The sequence below is a fragment of the Saccharopolyspora shandongensis genome (assembly GCF_900106995.1).
GTDB lineage: Bacteria > Actinomycetota > Actinomycetes > Mycobacteriales > Pseudonocardiaceae > Saccharopolyspora > Saccharopolyspora shandongensis.
On the sequence record NZ_FNOK01000058.1, the window covers coordinates 16,402 to 35,732 of the forward strand.

Consider the following 19,331-nt stretch of genomic DNA (forward strand, 5'->3'; position numbering starts at 1 on the left):
GTTGCGCTGCCCAGAAATCCAGCTCAGCGGGCTATTTGACAATTGCCGCGGATTCTGGCCACGAAGCGATTTGACAAATCGCCGCGAATGCCTTCCACGGCGTAGCTGACCTGCTGTTCCGTCGCCGATGTGGTGTTGGAGAAAGCGAGATACCGGTCGTTTTCTCCAACGCGGTCGCGGGTCTTTCGGGGTGCTGTGCCGATGCGGAAGCCGAAACCGGGCTATCCGAAGAAGTCGAGCAGTGCCGCCGCGGTTTTCCGCGGCTCGTCCTCCGCGATGAAGTGCCCGGCATCGGGCGCCGCCGTTCATCGCGAAGAACAAGCTCGGCATGGCCCTGGCGAACCTCCACCACCGCCGGAAGCAACGAGCCTGGCCCGCGCTGGGTTCAGGCGGCGATGCGTTGTGGCGTCGGCGTCGTGGGCTCGGGAGTGCGGCGGGGCAGGGCGCGGTCCACCGCCACCATCGCCAGGCCGAGGAGCCAGAAGGCTCCGCCGTAGATCACCACGTTGAGCGCCATCCCTCCGTAGCCGAGCGCGTTGACGTCCAGGAACGGGTACGGGTACCGGTCCAGCAGCGCGCCCCGGATCAGGGCGAACGCCAGGTAGCCGAACGGGTAGGCGAGCCAGTGCAGCGCGCTGGCCCAGCGGAACCGGCGGTGCTCGTCGAACAGCAGCCAGTCGACCGCCGCCGCGATCGGGGTGACCAGGTGCACCAGCTGGTTGCCCAGTTCCCAGGTGTCGGACAGCGCCGCGGTCATCTGGAACGGCTGCCCGGCCAGCACCAGGTTGTAGACCAGCCCGGTGATCGCGATGTAGAGCGTCGTGCCGCCCTTGAGCCACGTCGGCGGGTGTCCCGCGCCGCACGCCGTCGCCACTGCGGCCCAGGCGAACACGACGGCGACGACGACGTTGCTCTGGATCGTGAAGTACACCAGGGAGCCGGTGAAGCTGCCGTCCTTCGTGCTCAGGTAGATCCCGACGGCGGCCGCGAGCGCCACGGCGATCCGGAAGAGCGTTGCGGCCGGCCTGCGCATGTCGTCCCCACCCAGAAACGCGAAGAATCTTTCAAGATTCAGATTAACCACGTGATCCGGGTGCGCGGACGTGATCTGCGGCGCATGGGAAACGGCCCGGCCCGCAGAAAAGCGGGCCGGGCCGTTCGGGGGGCGCCGGATCAGTTCTGGGAGATCAGCGAACGCAGGAAGAAGACCAGGTTTGCCGGGCGCTCGGCCAGGCGGCGCATGAAGTAGCCGTACCACTCGTCGCCGTAGGCCACGTACACCCGCAGCTTGTTGCCCTCCGCGGCGATCCGCTTCTGCTCCTCGGCCCGGATGCCGTACAGCATCTGGAACTCGTAGCTGTCCGCGCTGCGCCCGGACCGCGCGGCCAGGTCGGCGGCGATCGCGACCATCCGCGGGTCGTGGCTGGCCACCATCGGGTAGCCCTCGCCCGCCATCAGGATCTTCAGGCAGCGGACGTACGAGCGGTCCACCTCGGACTTGTCCTGGTACGCCACCGAGGCGGGCTCGGAGTAGGCGCCCTTGCACAGCCGGACCCGGGAGCCCTCGCCGGCCAGGTCGCGGCAGTCCTGCTCGGTGCGGTGCAGGTACGCCTGCAGCACCGCGCCGACCCACGGGAAGTCCACCCGCAGGTCGCGGAGGATGCCCAGCGTCGAGTCGGTGGTGGTGTGGTCCTCCATGTCGAGGGTCACCGTGGTGCCGGCGGAGGCCGCGGCCTCGCAGATCAGCCGCGCGTTGTCCAGGGCGATCTTCTCGCCGTCGCTGGGCAGGAACTGCCCGACCGCGGAGAGCTTCACCGAGACCTCGGCGCGGTCGGCCAGGTCCTCGGCCGCGAGCACCTTCAGCATCTGCTGGTAGGCGCGGACGGTGTCGGTGGCCTGCTGCGCATCGAGGGTGTCTTCGCCGAGGTGGTCGAGCGTGACGTACATGCCCTGGTCGCGCAGGGCCCGGGTCGCCCGGACCGCGTCCTCCGGCGTGGTGCCGGCCACGAACCGCTCGACGACCGGCTTGGTCAGCGGGTTGGCCTCCACGAGTCGGCGCACGCCCTGGGAACGGGCGGCGGCCAGCAGGGTGCTGCGCAGCATCGTGGTCTCCTTCTTTGAAGCTGTGCGCGGGGTTTCGGGGATCTCCTGCCTTCCGCGTTGCCTGCAGTCGAAAGTGCGTGCCGCGGTTCGCCGAACGGGGCGAAGGGTTCGGAGTGGGAACTGCTCGGGGCGGGTTCGGGGCGCCCTCGGCCGAGGGCGCCCCGAACGCTCAGCCCATGTGCGGGTAGGCGATACCGGTGGGGGCGTCCCAGGTTTCCTTGATCGCCCGCGGGCTGGTCCAGCGCTGGATGTTCAGCAGCGAACCGGCCTTGTCGTTGGTGCCGGACGCGCGGCTGCCACCGAAGGGCTGGCGGGAGACGATCGACCCGGTGGGCTTGTCGTTGACGTAGAAGTTGCCGGCCGCGCCGCGCAGCTTCTGGTGCGCCAGCTCGATGGCGCTGCGGTCGGTGGCGAACACCGCGCCGGTCAGCGCGTACGGGCTGGAGGAGTCGACGACGTCGAGGATCTCGGAGAACTTGGCATCGTCGTAGACGTGCACCGCGATGATCGGCCCGAAGTACTCGGTGGTGAACACCTCGTCGGTCGGGTCGTCGCAGACCAGCACGGTGGGCTCGACGAAGTAGCCGACCGAGTCGTCGTAGCCGCCGCCGGCGAGGACCTCGATGGAGTCGGTCTTGGCCGCGCGGTCCAGGGCCGCCTTGTGCTTGGCGAAGGCGCGGGCGTCGATGACGGCGCCGCCGAAGTAGGAGAAGTCGGTGACGTCGCCGTAGCGGACGGTGCGGGTCAGGTCGGCCAGCTCGTCGCGCAGGCCGCCTTCCCAGATCGAGCGCGGCACGTAGGCGCGGGACGCCGCCGAGCACTTCTGGCCCTGGTACTCGAACGCGCCGCGGGTGAACGCGGTCGCCAGGGGAGTCGGGTTGGCCGAGGGGTGCACGACGATGAAGTCCTTGCCGCCGGTCTCGCCGACGATGCGCGGGTAGCTGCCGTAGCCGTCGAGGTTGTCGCCGATGGTGCGCCACAGCTTCTTGAAGGTGGCGGTGGAGCCGGTGAAGTGCAGGCCGGCGAAGCCCGGGTCGGTCAGCGCGACCTCGCTGACGGCCTGGCCGTCACCGGTGACGAGGTTGATCACGCCCGCCGGGAGCCCGGCGGCCTCGAACAGCCGCATGGTGAAGTGCGCGGCGAACTGCTGCGAGGGGGTCGGCTTCCACACCACGGTGTTGCCCATCAGCGCGGGGGCGGTGGGCAGGTTGCCGGCGATGGCGGTGAAGTTGAACGGCGTGATCGCGGTGACGAAGCCGTCCAGCGGGCGGTAGTCCATGCGGTTCCACTCGCCGGGAACCGACCGCGGCTGCTCGGCGATGATCTGCCGCGCGTAGTGCACGTTGAACCGCAGGAAGTCGATGAACTCGCAGGCGGCGTCGATCTCGGCCTGCTGCACCGACTTGGACTGGCCCAGGATGGTGGCGGCGTTGATGGTGTCGCGCCACGGGCCGGCGAGCAGGTCGGCGGCGCGCAGCAGCACGGCGGCGCGCTCGTCGAACGACGTCGCGGCCCACGCGGGGGCGGCGTCCTTGGCGGCCTGCACGGCGTCGGCGACGTCCTGGGCGGTCGCCTGCGCGGCGGTGCCCAGCACGTGCTGGTGGTCGTGCGGCTGGACCACGTCGAACTTGTCACCGCCGCCGAGGCGCTGCACGCCGCCGATGGTCTGGGTGAGTTCGATGCGCTCGGACTCCAGCTCTGCGACCCGCTTCTGCAACGACTCCCGCTCCGGCGAGCCGGGCGCGTAGCCCTTGACCGGCTCGTTGTAGGGCACCGGGACCGAAGTGATGGCGTCCATGGCCAATTTCGCCTCCTTGCGAGAGTCGCTGTCTGGGACAAGGGTCCTGTTACTTGGGAGATTAAGGTTTCGTTAGCGCCCCGGGCTTGTCCATTCGGCTATCGTTGGCAATATCGGATTGTCCGGTTGAACAAGTGGGGTTCCTGCGTTGCACGAGGTCGAAAACTCCCCGGCGGTGGACGCGGTGGGCGTCGCCGTGGTGGGGGTGCCATTGCGCCAGCTCCTGATCGCGGTGGGCGAGCCGCTGGTCGACGTGCTCGCGGCGCCGAGCGGCTTCGAGGTGGAGGTGCGCGACGTCGTCATTGTCGACCCGGAGGAGGAGTCCGGCAGCGGGCGAAACGGCGACTTCGTGCTGGTCATCGGCGCGCGGGGCCGGGCCGCCGCCCGGCTGGTGCGCGCGGCGGCGCGCGACGGCGCGGCGGCCGTGGCGGTGAAGGTCGACTCGGAATCCGACGCGCGAGCCTTGCGGGACACCGCGATCGACTGCCGGATCGCGCTGCTCGGCGTGCGGCCCGAGGTCCGCTGGGAGCGGCTGGAGTCCTTCGCGCGCTCGGCCGTCGACAACGCCCGCCTGACCACCGACGCGGACCTGGGCGAGGCGCTGGGCGACCTGTTCTCGCTGGCCCAGACGGTGGCGGCGATGACCGACGGCATCGTCGCGATCGAGGACACCGCGAGCCGGGTGCTCGCCTACTCGCGCTCGGACGACGAGGTCGACGAGCTGCGCAGGCTGTCGATCCTGGGCAGGCAGGGGCCGGAGTCGTACCTGGCGATGCTCCGGGAGTGGGGCGTCTACCAGCGGCTGCGCGCCGGCGAGGACGTCGTGCGGATCGACGAGCGGCCCGACCTGGGCATCCGCCGCCGGATGGCGGTCGGCATCCACGCGGGCACCCAGCCGCTGGGCACGATCTGGGTGCAGGAGGGCAAGCGGCCGCTGTCGGAGCACTCCGAGCGGGCGCTGCTGGGCGCGGCGCGGGTGGCGGCGCTGCAGCTGATCAGGCAGCGCACCGAGGCCACCGCCGGGCCGCGGTTCCGGGAGAATCTGCTGACCGGGCTGCTCGACGGCCTCATCGACGCCCAGTCGGTGGCCGACAACATCGGCGCGGACCCGGCGAAGCCCGCGGTGGTCGTGGTGTTCACGCTGCGCCCGTCGGACACCAGCGCGGACCGCTCCGAGCTGGAGCTGCAGCGCGCCGAGATGACCAGCCTGATCTCGGTGCACGCCTCGGCGTACCGGCGCAGCGCGCTGGTCACCACCATCGGCTCGCGGGTGTACGTGCTGCTGCCGGACCTGCCGGAACGCTCGGCGGTGGCGTCGGCGCTGAGCCTGACGCGGGAGATCGTGGCGGCGGCCAAGCAGCACCTGCGGGCGCGGGTGCAGGTGGGCGTGGGCTCGGCGGCGCGGACGCTGGACGAGGTGGCGGAGTCGCGCACCGAGGCGGACCGCATCCTCGACGCGATGACCCACGACCTGCGCGCGGAGATCGCGACGATCTCGGACGTCCGGGCGCAGGTGGTGATCAGCGAGATCTTGACGGTGCTGCAGGGCAACGAGCGCTTCCGCGACTCCCGCCTGGCGGCGCTGCACGAGCACGACGCGGAGCACGGCACCGATCTGGCCCGCTCGCTGCTGGCGTACCTGGAGGCGTTCGGCGACGTCCGGGGGGCCAGCGACGGCCTGCACGTGCACCCGAACACCCTGCGCTACCGGGTCCGCCGGGCGGGCGAGATCACGGGCATCGACCTGACCAACCCGACGGAACGCCTGAGCGCCCACCTGCAGCTGCTGCTGTCCCGCCGGCCCGCCCGCCGCTGAGCGCTATTTGACGGCGTCCTCACGAACGTCAGAGCCAGCCGCGACCCGCCCGCGTTCAGAGCTTGCGGAGGCGGACCCGGTTGATCGAGTGGTCGATGTCCTTGCGCAGCACCAAGGTTGCGCGGGGGCGGGTCGGGAGGATGTTCTCCACGAGGTTCGGCTCGTTGATCGTGCGCCACAGGTGCTCGGCCTCGGTGCGGGCCTCCTCGTCGGAGAGCTCCGAGAAGTGGTGGAAGTGCGAGTCCGGGTTCGCGAACGCCGTGCTGCGCAGTGCCAGGAAGCGGTCGGTGTACCAGCGGGCGATGTGGTCGGTGTGCGCGTCGACGTAGATCGAGAAGTCGAACAGGTCCGACACCGCCAGGCTCGGGCCCGGCTGCAGCACGTTCAGGCCCTCGATGATCAGGATGTCCGGCTTGCGGACCACGTTCCGCTCGCCGGGCAGGATGTCGTAGGCGACGTGCGAGTAGACCGGCGCGGTGACCTCCGGCGCGCCGGACTTCACCTCGGTGACGAAGCGCAGCAGCGCCCGCCGGTCGTAGCTCTCCGGGAAGCCCTTGCGGTGCATCAGGCCGCGGCGCACCAGCTCGGCCTTCGGGTGCAGGAAGCCGTCGGTGGTGACCAGGTCGACCCGCGGGTGGTCGGGCCAGCGCGCCAGCAGCGTGCGCAGGATCCGCGCGGTGGTCGACTTGCCGACCGCGACGCTGCCCGCGATGCCGATCACGAAGGGCACCTTCGTGCCGTTCGTCTCCTCGCCCAGGAAGGTCGTGGTGGTCTCGTGCAGCCGCTGGCGGGCCGCCACCTGGAGGCTGATCAGCCGCGACAGCGGCAGGTAGACGTCGGCGACCTCGGCGAGGTCGACCGGCTCGCCGAGCCCGCGCAAGGCGACGAGCTCGTCCTCGGACAGCGGTAGGGGCAGGGAATCGCGCAGCTCCCGCCACTGCGCGCGGTGCAGCTCGACATACGGGCTCAGTTCGCGAACGCGCGTCACAAGCACCCCTCGGCATTGAGGCCCGGCAGGAACTCCAACGCCCCCGGGAACTTCCGGCGACGCCCGGGAAAACCCTAGGGCGCCGAAGCCCCGCCGCGCTGTGATCCAGTGCACGCTGAGATGCAGAGAACACCCTTGATCGATCGCGACTCATTCCGCTTCGCGGACATCAACTTCCATTCCCGCCTTTTCAGGAAATCGGACCTTCGATTTCCGTTGAAACTGTGGCAGAACGCCGGAACGCCGGACGACGCAGGGGGAAGGCGTCATCCGGCGTTCCGGGTTCCGGTCGTGGACCGGGGTCAGCAGGTCACTTCGGCGGCTCGGTCGTGGTGACCTCGTTCAGCTTCGACTTGCGGTAGCCGTAGGCGAAGTAGATCGCCAGGCCGATGGCGAACCAGACGGCGAAGCGCAGCCAGGTCACCGGGTCGAGGAACGTGACCAGCCAGATCGAGAACACGATGCCGATGATCGGCACGATCGGCATACCCGGGCACTTGAAGCCGCGCTGCAGGTCCGGACGCTTGTAGCGGAGCACGATCACGGCGGCGCACACGATCACGAACGCCAGCAGGATGCCGATGTTGGTCAGCTCCGCGGCCTCGCCGATCGGCAGCAGGCCGGCGATCGCGGCCGAGGCGATGCCGATGAGCCAGGTGAAGCGGCTCGGCACCTGCTTCACCGGGTGGGTCTTGGAGAACCACTTCGGCAGCAGGCCGTCCCGGCTCATCGCGTAGCCCACGCGGGTCACGCCGAGCATGAAGGTGAACAGCACGGTGAGGATGCCCAGGATGGCGCCGACCGCGATGATCGCGCCGAGCACCGGCAGGCCGACGTCGGCGAAGGCGGTGGCGAACGCGCTCTCGCTGCTGATCTGCTGGTACGGGACCATGCCGGTGAGCACCAGGCAGGCCAGCACGTAGAGCACCATCGAGATGGCCAGCGAGTACATGATCGCCTTCGGCATGTGCCGCTGCGCGTCCTTGGACTCCTCGGCCGCCGTGCTCATCGCGTCATAGCCGAACACCGCGAAGAACACTGTTGCCGCACCGGCGAACGCGCCGCTGATGCCGAACGGGAAGAACGGGTTGTAGTTGCCGGCGTTGATGTGGAAGGCGCCGACGACGATCACGACCAGCACCACGGCGACCTTCAGGTACACCAGCATCGTCTCGAAGCGCGCCGCGCTCTTCATGCCCTGGTTGAGGATGAAGGCGATCAGCAGGCACAGCAGCGCCGCGAACAGGTTGATCTTGTAGCTGCCCGCCGGTGCCTCACCGGCCTCGGTGCCCGGCGCGCCCATCATCCACAGCGGTAGATCGATGTGCAGGAATCCGAGCAGCTCGTTGAAGTACCCGGAGATGCCGATGGCGACCACCGCGACGATCGCGGTGTACTCCAGCAGCAGGTCCCAGCCGATCAGCCACCCGACGACCTCGCCGAGCACCGCGTAGCCGTAGGTGTAGGCCGAACCGGCCTTGGGGATCATGCCCGCGAACTCGGCGTAGGAGAACGCCGCGGCCGCGCTGGCGATGCCCGCGATCAGGAACGAGATCAGCACCGCCGGTCCGGCCTTCTCGTTGGCCACGGCACCGGCCAGGGAGAAGATGCCGGCGCCGATGATGCCGCCGACACCGATCGCGGTGAGCTGCCACAGGCCCAGCGTTCGCTTGAGCCCGGTGTCGCCGCCGTCCTCGACGATCGAGTCGATCGGCTTGCGGCGGAATATCCCCCGCCCGGGTTGGAGACTTGGTGTGGTCACGGATTCTCCCGATGCATTTGTTCTCGCGAAACGGTACGTACATGGCGTGATCCGGCTCGGTGGACGTCCCGCGCAACGTCGTCCGTGTCCTGCATCACCAAAGGGTTTGCACGTTGCGGCGAAACCTACGCGTCGATGATGCGCAATCTGATTGTGGGGTCGGATGAGAGTTTCCGGGCCGGCTTGGCCGACCGGACAAATCGGCCGGTGAGGGGCCGAAGCCTGCCTCACAACCGGGCTCGATCGGTAGCGACCCGTGACCTGCGGGCATCGCGATCGTTAGTGTTCACGCCGGATCCACCCGAGGCCAGCCCCGCGGCGGAAGTGAGAGTTGTGATGTCCAGTTACCGAACCGTCGTCGTCGGTACCGACGGCTCGGCGCCCTCGTTGCGCGCGGTGGCCCGCGCCGCCGGGGTCGCCGGCGAATCGACGGCCCGGCTGGTGATCGTCTGCGCCTACTACCCGAGCAGCGCGCGGGAGGTGGAGGAGGCGAAGGACGCGCTCGGCGACGAGGCGTTCCAGGTGATCGGTTCGGCGCCGGCCGAGGACACCTTGCGCGAGGCCGCGGACGTCGCCCGCTCGGCGGGTGCCGCGGCGGTCGAGACGTTCGCCTCGGTCGGGGCGCCGGTGTCGGTGCTGCTGGCCGCCGCCGAGAAGGAGGCCGCCGACCTGCTGGTGGTGGGCAGCCGCGGGCTGAACACGTTGAAGGGGCGCATCCTCGGCTCGGTGCCGTCCGAGGTGTGCCGCCGGGCCGATTGCGATGTGCTCGTTGTCCGAACCGCGCGGTAAGCCGTCGATGCGCGGCCACGAGGTCGAGGAGACCATCCTCGGCGGGCCGACGCGCTACACCAAGGACGAGGTCGCCGCGGCGGCCGGGGTGCCCGTCGCCCGCGCCGAGCAGCTGTGGCAGGCGATGGGCTTCGCGCACGTCGAAGACGACGCCGTGGTGTTCACCGACGCCGACATCGCCGCGCTGCGCTCGCTGGTCGAGCTCGTCTCGGCGGAGGTGATCCCGCCGGAGCTGGAGTCGGCGGTGGCGCGGACGCTGGCCCAGACCATGTCCCGGCTGGCGGAGTGGCAGGTCGGGATCTTCAAGTCGCTGCTGGGCGAGCAGTTCGCGGTGGACGTGGCGACCACCGCGCAGGTCGCCGACGTGATCCTGCCGGTGATGGAGCGGATGCAGGACTACGTGTGGCGGCGGCACCTGGCGGCCACCGCGGCGCGGGAGCTCGCCGAACGCGATCCCGGCGCCGACGAGCGGGTGCAGGTGATCGGCTTCGCCGACATCGTCGGCTACACCCGGCTGATCCGGGACTTCACCGAGCTGGAGCTGGCCCGGCTGATCGACGGCTTCGAGTCGCTGGCCGGCGGCGTCGTCGCCGAGAACTACGGCCGGGTGGTCAAGACGGTCGGCGACGAGGTGCTGTTCGTGACCGACAACGCGGCGGAGGCCGCCGAGATCGCGCTGACGCTGAACGAGGAGATCGCCAAGACCGACCTGCTGCCGCCGCTGCGGATCGGGCTCGCGATGGGCCCGGTGCTCGCGCGCTTCGGCGACGTCTACGGGTCGACGGTGAACATCGCGAGCAGGCTCACCTCGGTCGCCCGCCCCGCTTCGGTGCTGGTGGACCGAGAGGTGGCGGCCGCCCTGCGCGGGCGTGCCGAATACCGGCTGATCTCGGTGGGGCCGACGAAGGTGCAGAGCTTCCGCGGCCTGCGGGCCTGGGCGCTGCGCCGATCGGAGTGACGGCCACTCGAACGGGCGCATTCGATGTGATCTAAATCCCGTTTTGCTTGCATGTGACAAGCAAGTATGCCCTGTATAAGGCCGCTCGGCGTTGATCACCTGGTCTTTTGCGATCCCCGCTGGTCGACGGCCTCGTTCCGGCTGGGTCGATTTGCCTTCTTTGTCCGCGTTGTGGTCGTGTTCGCGCGACGTAAAGCGGGATGCCTGCGGGCTTGACCGGCAATAGAGTCGGGACATGGCCGATCGGGGAACAGTCGCGGCAGGAAGCCATTCCGACGAAGTATCCGCTCTGGTGGCGAAGTACGGCCGGTTGCCGGCCGGCGCGCCGGTGCGCCTGGCCAAACCGACCTCGAACCTGTTCCGCTTCCGCGCGCCGTCGCAGGGGCCGGGACTGGACGTCGGGCGGTTCAACCGGGTGCTGGAAGTGGATTCCGCCGCGCGCACCGCGCAGGTGCAGGGCATGGCGACCTACGAGAGCATCGTCGACGCGCTGCTGCCGTCCGGGTACAGCCCGTTCGTCGTGCCCCAGCTCAAGACGATCACGCTGGGCGGCGCGGTCGCCGGGCTGGGCATCGAGTCCACCTCCTTCCGCAACGGCCTGCCGCACGAATCCGTGCGGGAGATGGAGATCCTCACGGGTTCCGGTGAGGTCGTCCGGGCCCGCCCGGACAACGAGCACGCCGAGCTGTTCCGCGGATTCCCCAATTCCTACGGCACGCTCGGCTACGCGCTGCGGCTGGAGATCGAGCTGGAGCAGGTCAAGCCGTACGTGCGGCTGCGGCACGTGCGCTTCGGCTCCGCGCAGGAGTGCGCCACCGCGATCGCCGAGATCTGCCGCGACCGCAGCTACGACGGGGAGCCCGTCGACTTCCTCGACGGAACCGTGTTCGGCGCCCGCGAGCAGTACCTGACGCTCGGGTCCTATGTGGACAAGGCGCCGTTCGCCAGCGACTACACCGGCCAGCAGATCTACTACCGGTCCATCCAGCAGCGGCAGGTCGACTACCTGGGCATCCGCGACTACCTGTGGCGCTGGGACACCGACTGGTTCTGGTGCTCCCGCGCGCTCGGCGCGCAGCATCCGCTCGTCCGCCGGTTCTGGCCGCAGCAGTACCGCCGCTCCGACGTGTACCGCCGGATCGTGGCCTGGGACCGCCGCCACGCGGTCACCGACCGGATCGCGACGCTGCGCGGCAAGGGGCTCAACGAGCCGGTGATCCAGGACGTGGAGATCCCGGTCGACCGGCTGCCGGAGTTCCTGGAGTTCTTCCACCGCGACATCGGGATCGCCCCCGTCTGGCTGTGCCCGGTGCAGCTGCGCGATGCCGAGGGCTGGCCGCTGTACCCGATGGATCCCGACGCGTTGTACGTCAACGTCGGGTTCTGGGCCACGGTGCCGCTGCGGCGCGGCGAGGCCCCGGGCCGGTTCAACCGGGCCATCGAGCGCGCGGTGACCGAGCTCGGCGGGCACAAGTCGCTGTACTCCGACTCCTACTTCGAGGAAGCGGAGTTCTGGCAGCTCTACAACCGCTCCGCTTACCAGCAGCTGAAGGAGCACTACGACCCGAAGGGCCGGCTTCCCGGCCTATACGAGAAATGCGTGGGGGAAAGATGATTTCTACGCAGCTTGAGTCGTGGTCACCTACCGCCGTCCCAGCCCGCCGCTCGCTGTGTTGGGGCCCCGGCCAAGTACGCCCGGTACGTGGCCAGGGCCCCGCCTTCCGAGCGGCGACCTGGAACGCCGGAGGTGGTCGTTTTGGGCAGGCTGGGCACGTCGCTCGGATGCCCTTCGGGCATAAAAGCAAATCCCACGCGGCCCTCGAACTGAGCGGCAGGAAGGAGATCCGCTGATGGGCTGGGCAGAGGTGTTCATGCGCATCCTCGGAAGCGACCTCTCGGTGGAGATCCGCGCGTTCGACGGCAGCCGCGCCGGACGACCCGGAGCGGCGGTGTGCGTGGAAATCCGTTCGCCGCTCGCGCTTTCGCATCTCGCCGCCGCGCCGGGCGAGCTCGGCCTGGCGCGCGCCTACGTCAGCGGGGCGATCGAGGTGCACGGCGACATGTACACCGCGCTGGCCGCGTTCCCGTCGGTCGCGCTCAACGACATCCCGCCGAGCCTGCGCCGCGAGCTGGCGGTGAAGCTCGTCGGACACCGGCTGTGGTGGCCGGTGCGTCCGCCGGCGGTCGAGCACCGCCCGCGCGGCTGGCGGCACTCGAAGCGCCGCGACAGCAGTTCGATCTCGTACCACTACGACGTGTCCAACCGGTTCTACGAATGGGTGCTGGGCCCGTCGATGGCCTACACCTGCGCCGTCTACCCCGAGCAGACGTCCACTTTGGAGGAGGCGCAGTTCACCAAGCACGACCTGGTGGCGCGCAAGCTCGGCCTGCAGGAAGGCATGCGGCTGCTGGACGTCGGCTGCGGCTGGGGCGGCATGGTGATGCACGCGGCCGAGCACTACGGCGTGCGCGCGCTCGGCGTGACGCTGTCGCGGCAGCAGGCGCAGTGGGCGCAGAAGGCCATCGCCGAACGCGGCCTGGCGGACCTCGCCGAGGTGCGCTACCTGGACTACCGCGACGTCGCCGAGACCGGCTTCGACGCGGTCAGCTCGATCGGGCTCACCGAGCACATCGGCCTGGCGCAGCTGCCGGGCTACTTCTCGCTGCTGGCGAGCAAGCTGCGCCCCGGCGGTCGGCTGCTCAACCACTGCATCACCCGGCCGGACGGCAGCCACGGCTCGCGGCCGGGCAAGTTCATCGGCCGCTACGTGTTCCCCGATGGCGAACTGGAGCCGGTGGGCACGCTGGTGTCGGCGATGAACGACAACGGCTTCGAGGTGCGCCACGAGGAGAACCTCCGGGAGCACTACGCGCTGACGCTGGCCGGTTGGTGCGAGAACCTGGAGGAGCACTGGGACGAGGCGGTCGCGGAGGCCGGTCTCGACCGGGCGCGCGTGTGGCGGCTCTACATGGCAGCCTGCCGGCTGGGCTTCGAGCGCAACATCGTCCAGCTGCACCAGGTCCTCGGCGTCCGCCTGGACGACACCGACGCGCACTACCCGCTCCGCCCGGCCTGGTAAGCATCGTTTCCGCTGGTCAGGGCCCGTGCGTGTTTTGTGTCGCCATAGCAGCACAAAGTACGCACGGGCCCTGACCGGCGTCCCGGGCGATGAGTTCTGCCGCGGTCGCCGGTCTACCCGTCTGCAGCCAGCATGGTGGCGACGGGACGGGAGACGGGCATGTACGAGATCAAGCAGAAGATCATCACCAACCTCTGGTTCGACACCCAGGCGGAGGAAGCCGCGCAGCACTACGCCGGCATCTTCGACGGCTCGCGCATCGTGCACGTGCAGCGCTACGGGGACGCGGGGCCGGGCGAGCCGGGAACGGTCATGACCGTGCTGTTCGAGCTGGCCGGGCAGCAGTTCGTGGGCATCAACGGCGGCCCAGAGTTCAAGTTCACCGAGGCGATCTCGCTGGAGGTCCTGTGCGACTCGCAGGACGAGGTGGACCGGCTGTGGCAGCGGCTCGGCGAGGGCGGCGAGCCCGGCCCCTGCGGCTGGCTGACGGACAAGTACGGCCTGTCCTGGCAGATCGTCCCGCGCCGCCTGTACGAACTGATCACCGACCGGGACGAGACCAAGGCCCAGCGCGCGATGAAGGCGATGCTGAGCATGGGAAAGCTCGACATCGCGGCCCTGGAAGCCGCCGCCGAGGGCTGACGCCGCCGATCCGCGCATTCCTCCCCCGAAATGGTGTTCGCTGCTGGCAAACTGCCGGTGGCCGACACGAGGTGAGGGATGAGCGAGATTTCCGGGGAAGTGCGCGACTTCGGCGACATCGACCTGCTCCGGCGCCGCTGCGAGTTCGACGCGGCGCAGCAGGCCGCCGACGCGGCTCTCGTCTTGGCGGACAGCGCCGAGCTGCGCATCCTGCGGGGCCGGGTGGCGCTGGACCGGATCGCCGTCGGAACCGCGTTGATCGAGTTCGAGCGGGCGGTCGAACTCGAGCCGGATTCCGAACGCGCGCACGCCTGGCGCGTCGCCGCGCTGGCACGCGACTACCGCTACGACGAGGCGCTGGAATTCGCCGAATCCGGGATCGAGCGCTTCCCGGACGGCGTGGTCGTCCGCGTGGCGCTCGGGCGCCTGCTCGTGGCGATGGAGCGCCCGGACGACGCGATGCGGCACCTGGAGAAGGCACTCGCGATAGCCCCGGATGACGTCAACGCCATCGAATGGCGATGCCTGGCATTGCACGCGGCCGGCGAGCTCGACGCCGCCGTGGCGGCTATGCGCGAAGCGCTGCGACGGCTCCCCGACGAGGCGGATCTCCTGGATTCGCTGGCTTACCTGCAGATCGAGCAGCTCAGCTACGAGTCGGGGTTGCGCACCCTGGAACGCGCGCTCGAAGCGGACCCGTGGCACGCGCTCGCGCACGAGCGCAAGATCTCGATCCTGAGGCGGCTGACCAGGTTCGATGCGGCCGAACAAGCGGCCGCCGAAGCGCTGGCCCGGCTTCCGCGCTCGCCGGACCTGCTGATCGAGCACGCCCTGATCGCAAGCCAGCGAGGCCAGGACGAGCTGGCCGTCGAGCGCATCGAGCGGGCCGCCGCGCTCGCCGTGGGCAACCCGCTCGTCGCGGACTGGCATGCGACGTTCCTCCGGGACGCGAAGCGGACCGAAGACGCCGAAGCCGTGCTCGACGCGGCCCTGGCCGTGAGCCCGGAATCGCCCCGGCTGCTCCTGGAACTCGCGTGGCTGCGCACCTCCCAGGACCGGCACGATGAGGCGGTCGAGTTGGCGCGGACCGCGGTGCGGATCGATCCGTACCGGACGTACGCCCGCACCGTGGAGATCGGCGTGCTGCGCGGCGCGGGCCGGTTGGAGGATGCGGAGGAGGCGGCCCGGTCCGCACTGCGGCAGTTCCGTTCCGGCGAAGGCATCCGGCTCGATCTGGTCAACGTGCTCAGTTCGCAGGGCCGAAACGAGGAGGCGTTGCAGGAGTGCCTCCGCTTCCTGGACGACTGCCCGTACGACCTCGATCTGATCTTCGCCAGGTGCAACCTGCTCGACCGGCTGCGCCGCCACGACGAAGAGCTGGCCGCGGCGCAGGACGCGCAGCGCCGGTTCCCGGATGTACCGGCACTGAGCTACCTGGTCGGCCGGATCCACCGGTCCCGGGCGGACTACGACACCGCGCTCCAGTGGGTGGAGCGCACTCTCGACGTGGCGCCGGCCCATGTCGACGCACTGGAATCAAGGGCGTTGATCCTCCGCGTGACCAGGCGGTTCGACCAAGCCGAAGAGGCCGCCCGGGCGGGCTTGCGCAAGGTACCGACCGCCCCCGAACTGCACGAGGAACTGTCCCTGGCCTTGTCTTGCCAGGGCCGGTACGACGACGCGGTCGTTGCGCTGGAAGACGGCCTCAAGGCATGTGGTGAGACGTGGTACCTGTGCGAGGCGCTGATCGCGGAGCACACCCGGCAGGGTCGTCACGAGGAGGCCCTCCAGACAGCCGATCGCGCCTTGCGACTGGATCCCGGGAACGTGTCGGCCCTGTTGGAGCGCTTCGACGCACTGGTGGAGCTGCGCCGGTTCGACGAGGTCAACGCCCTCGCAGCCCGGTTGGCCGCGGAGTTCGGCGAGGACGAGGACGTCATCCGGAAGCTCGGTTGGCGGGAGTTGCTCCTCGGCCGTGTCGATGCGGCGATCGAGTACTTTCGCCGCAATCAGCGCGATGGTGGCGATCCGATGGTCGCCGTGCAGGACCAGGTCAAGGCGCTGCGCATCGCCGATCGTTACGACGAGGCCGCTGCGTTGCTGCGCGAGGAGTTGGCGCTGGATCCGGATTCCCGGTTCCTCCTGCTGGAACTGAGCCGGACGTTCCGCCAGGCCGGTCGCTTCGAGGACGCCCTTCAGCTGGCACGCCGGGCGCAGCGGGTGGAGCCGCACTCCCGGGTCGCGGTGTGGGACGAGATCATCGCCCTGCAGCGGATGCGGCTGGCCGCGGAGGCCGAAGCGGCCACGCTGGCCGCGATCGAGCGATTCCCCCACGACCTGGACTTCCCGCGGCTGCTGAGCGAGATCTACGCCGACACCAACCGTCCGGAGCAGGCACTGTCCTGTTTGGACAAGATCCTGGCGGTCAGCCCGTACAGCTCGGACGTCGTCGTGCTGAAGGCCGGTGTGCTGCGCAAGCAGCGCAGGTATCACGAAGCGGAGCGCGTCGTCCTCGGCTACCTGCGGCGATATCCCCGTGACCGGTCGTTGCTGGTCGAGCTGGGCTGGATCCAGCTCGCGCAACGACGGTTCACCGAGGCGGAGAAGCATTTCTCCGGGCTGTTCGACGACGTGTTCAGGCCAGGCGAGCGGATCAACCCACTCCTGGGCTTGGGCTGGGTGTCGTTGCACGGCAACGACACCCAGAAGGCGCAACGGCATTTCCGGGCGGCGCTGGAGATCGACCCGCGCGACGACGAAATCAGGCTTTCGCTGGCCGCCGCCCTGCTGCGCGATGTGGGAACAGCACAGCACGACGAGGTGGAGCGGTTGTGCCTCGGTGTTCTGGACGACGACCCGTGCGACGACGAGGCGCATGCGCTGCTGGGCGTGCTGAACTTCCGGCGCGGCAACCACGCCGCCGCCGAACACCACCTGCGCACCGCCATCGAGCTCGTCCCCGGTGGCGGCCCGATCGTCGACCTGGCCGCGCTGTACAGCCAGCTCGGGCGTTTCGACGAGGCGGAGAAGCTGCTGGACCAGGCCGTCGAGCGGGACTGGTACGACGTGCAGGCGCACGTCGAGCTGGGCAACGTCTACCTCCAGCGAGACGTCGACGGCGGAGAGCCGGGCGAGTGGGCAGGGCGGGCGGCGCAGCAGTTCCGCCAGGCGACGGTCCTGGCTCCGGGCAACGGGACGGCCGCGATCGGGCTGACCCGCTCGGTGGTGCGGTCCTCCGGCGACCTGGTGAGCGCGGAGGAGCCGCTGCGCTACGCGCTCGACCGGTCGGACTGCGACCTGCCGAAGTGGCGGCTGCAGGTCGAGCTTGCCAGGTTGCTGGTGCAGCGCGGCGACGCCACCGGCAGCGAGGACCTCTACCTGGAGGCGCTGGCGGTCGCCCGAGAGGCGATCGGTTCGGCCTCGGACCAGGCCGAACCGTACTTCGTGGCTGGCGTCGCGGCGTACAAGATCGGGGAGAGCGGCGACGTGCAGCTCTCGTCGCTGCACTTCCGCCGGGCGATGCGCTACCTGCGCCGGGTGGAGAAGTTCGACAGCCGGAACTCCGAGGCACACCGGGTCCGGGTGCTCGCGCAGCAGCGCATCCGGCGGGCCCGCTCCAGCGTGGTCGGCAGCACCGCGCTGATCACGGTGTCGCTGGTCATGCTGGCCATGCTCTGGAGCGCGTTCTTCCTGCGGTACAACGTGCCGACCGTGCTGCTCGGCACGCTGACGCCGGTGCTCGTCGCGATGGTGGCGATCGGTTTCCTGTTGCCGCTGCTGGTCCGGCTGAAGCTGCCCGGCGGCCTGGAGGCCGATCTTTCCGCGAGCCTGCACCAGGTCTCCTCCGGCCCGACCGGCGAGGTCACGCTCGGTTCCGGGCGCTACGGGAGCCGGCCCAACGAGCAGGCGCGGTCCCGTCCGGCATCGCTGAGCGAAGGCCCGCGCGGCGAGCTCTCCGGCCGCAGCTGACTACTCCAGGTCCTCCAGGGTCAGGGGCGGGACGAAGTCGCCGATGCGGCTGCGGATCCAGTACGCGCCCGTTTCGCGGTGCTCGGCGCGGGTCGCGAAGCGGTAGCGGTAGAACTGCGCCCGGACCAGCCGCGGCGGCGACTCCGGGAACGGGTTGTGCCGCAGCAGCCGAAGCACGTGCTCTTCGTTGCGCAGCAACGCTTCCACCAGGTTCGGCAGCCAGGACCGGCCGTAGCTGGGGGAGATCGCCAGGAACCACATCAGCCAGTCCAGGCGGAGGTGGTACGGCGCCACCTGCGGCGGCCGCCGGTGCGGGTCGCCGGGCTTGCCCTTGAACTCGTACGCCAGCCATTCGCCGTTCGGGGCGGCCGCGCCCTCGATGATCACTTCGTAGCGGGTGCGCGTGACGCTGCCGAAGGCGCCGTAGGTGTTGCCCAGGTGCAGCCTGTTGAAGCTGCGGTTCATCACCTGCCGTCGCCCGAGCATGTTCCGCACCGGCCAGTAGCTGAGCACCACGAACACCACCGCCACGACGAGCACCGCGGCGACGAACCACGGCGGCGGCGCGGCCGGCGGCGGCGGTTCCGGCGTCACCCAGCGCAGCAGCCACGAGCCCATCGCCGAGAAGGCCAGCGTGATGGTCAGCCAGTTCAGCCACGCGAAGTTGCCGCTGAGCATCAGCCAGCCCTGCGTGGCCACGACGACCAGCGCGGCAACCGTGGCGGCCGGCTGCGGAGCGAACAGCACGAACGGCACCACCAGCTGCGTGCCGTGGTTGGCCGCGACCTCGACCTTGTGCAGCGGCCGCGGCAGCAGGTGGAACGAGCGGCTGAGCGGGCCGGGCATCGGCTGCGTCTCGTGGTGGTAGTACAGCGCGGTGAAGTCGCGCCAGCAGGAGTCGCCGCGCAGCTTGATCAGCCCGGCGCCGAACTCCACGCGGAACAGCAGCCAGGTGAGCAGCCACAGCACCGGCGCGGGCGGCGCGAGGGAACCGGGCCCGAGGAAGATCGCCAGGAATCCGGCCTCCAGCAGCAGCGACTCCCAGCCGAAGGAGTACCAGACCTGCCCGACGTTGACGATCGACAGGTACAGCAGCCACAACAGCAGCCACAGCACGATCCACGCCCACAGCGGCGCGAAGTCGACGACCAGCGCCAGCACGCTCCCGGCGATGCCGACCCAGCAGACGCCCGCGAAGAGCCGGTCGGAGTAGTGCAGGTGGAACAGGCTCGGCGCGCCGCGGAACGGGACGCGCGCCAGGTACCGGGGGATCGGCGTGAGGCCGCGTTCGCCCAGCAGGCCGCGGAACTGGCGCAGCGCGCTGGCGAAGGCCACCAGGTATGCGACCGCGAGGAGGTGCTGCACCGCGAACCGCGCGGCCCAGTAGCCGGGAGCCGAGAACCAGTCCCACATCCTCCCCACCATC

At 69.8% G+C, this 19,331-nt stretch carries 13 protein-coding genes; 7 read left to right on the forward strand and 6 right to left on the reverse strand.

The window, feature by feature from the left end:
• Positions 1–385: 385 nt before the first annotated feature.
• The 3 genes from BLW84_RS37815 to pruA form a co-directional block, all read right to left on the reverse strand.
• On the reverse strand, positions 386–1,033 hold the full coding sequence (locus BLW84_RS37815; protein ID WP_093275852.1) for a Pr6Pr family membrane protein: 648 nt from the start codon (positions 1,031–1,033) through the stop codon (positions 386–388).
• A 140-nt stretch (positions 1,034–1,173) separates the two neighbouring features.
• Positions 1,174–2,103: a proline dehydrogenase family protein gene (locus tag BLW84_RS37820; protein WP_093275854.1), complete on the reverse strand. Its 930-nt coding sequence runs from the start codon at positions 2,101–2,103 to the stop codon at positions 1,174–1,176.
• A gap of 169 nt (positions 2,104–2,272) precedes the next feature.
• Entirely contained in the window at positions 2,273–3,901 is a 1,629-nt protein-coding gene (gene pruA / locus BLW84_RS37825; protein ID WP_093275856.1) for an L-glutamate gamma-semialdehyde dehydrogenase, read from the reverse strand.
• A 148-nt stretch (positions 3,902–4,049) separates the two neighbouring features.
• Between pruA and BLW84_RS37830 the strand changes: the two genes are divergently transcribed.
• Positions 4,050–5,717: a PucR family transcriptional regulator gene (locus tag BLW84_RS37830; protein ID WP_425441814.1), complete on the forward strand. Its 1,668-nt coding sequence runs from the start codon at positions 4,050–4,052 to the stop codon at positions 5,715–5,717.
• A gap of 55 nt (positions 5,718–5,772) precedes the next feature.
• Here the strand turns inward: BLW84_RS37830 and coaA are convergent, their stop codons facing one another.
• Both coaA and BLW84_RS37840 read right to left on the reverse strand, forming a co-directional pair.
• Positions 5,773–6,705, reverse strand: a complete 933-nt coding sequence (coaA, locus tag BLW84_RS37835) for a type I pantothenate kinase (RefSeq protein WP_093275858.1) — start codon at positions 6,703–6,705, stop codon at positions 5,773–5,775.
• 310 nt (positions 6,706–7,015) lie between these two features.
• Complete coding sequence (locus BLW84_RS37840; RefSeq protein ID WP_093275859.1) at positions 7,016–8,467, reverse strand: amino acid permease; 1,452 nt, start codon at positions 8,465–8,467, stop codon at positions 7,016–7,018.
• 336 nt (positions 8,468–8,803) lie between these two features.
• Here BLW84_RS37840 and BLW84_RS37845 point away from each other — a divergent pair, with 336 nt between their 5' ends.
• From BLW84_RS37845 to BLW84_RS37870, 6 genes are all read left to right on the forward strand, one after another.
• On the forward strand, positions 8,804–9,256 hold the full coding sequence (locus BLW84_RS37845; RefSeq protein ID WP_093275862.1) for a universal stress protein: 453 nt from the start codon (positions 8,804–8,806) through the stop codon (positions 9,254–9,256).
• The gene (locus BLW84_RS37850) at positions 9,237–10,214 is read left to right on the forward strand and encodes an adenylate/guanylate cyclase domain-containing protein (protein WP_245761664.1); all 978 of its coding nucleotides are present in this window, start codon (positions 9,237–9,239) and stop codon (positions 10,212–10,214) included. The genes BLW84_RS37845 and BLW84_RS37850 overlap by 20 nt, the downstream gene beginning before the upstream one ends.
• A 235-nt stretch (positions 10,215–10,449) precedes the next feature.
• Complete coding sequence (locus tag BLW84_RS37855; RefSeq protein WP_093275863.1) at positions 10,450–11,829, forward strand: FAD-binding oxidoreductase; 1,380 nt, start codon at positions 10,450–10,452, stop codon at positions 11,827–11,829.
• A 235-nt stretch (positions 11,830–12,064) separates the two neighbouring features.
• On the forward strand, positions 12,065–13,294 hold the full coding sequence (locus BLW84_RS37860; RefSeq protein ID WP_093275865.1) for an SAM-dependent methyltransferase: 1,230 nt from the start codon (positions 12,065–12,067) through the stop codon (positions 13,292–13,294).
• Positions 13,295–13,453: 159 nt separating this feature from the next.
• Positions 13,454–13,936 carry a VOC family protein gene (locus BLW84_RS37865; RefSeq protein ID WP_093275867.1) on the forward strand — a complete coding sequence of 161 codons (483 nt, stop codon included), beginning with the start codon at positions 13,454–13,456 and terminating at the stop codon, positions 13,934–13,936.
• Between the two features lie 78 nt (positions 13,937–14,014).
• Complete coding sequence (locus tag BLW84_RS37870; protein WP_093275869.1) at positions 14,015–17,905, forward strand: tetratricopeptide repeat protein; 3,891 nt, start codon at positions 14,015–14,017, stop codon at positions 17,903–17,905.
• Here BLW84_RS37870 and BLW84_RS37875 read toward each other — a convergent pair whose 3' ends face one another.
• Positions 17,906–19,318, reverse strand: coding sequence for a lipase maturation factor family protein (locus tag BLW84_RS37875; protein ID WP_093275871.1), 1,413 nt, complete (start codon positions 19,316–19,318; stop codon positions 17,906–17,908).
• Between the last annotated feature and the right edge of the window lie 13 nt (positions 19,319–19,331).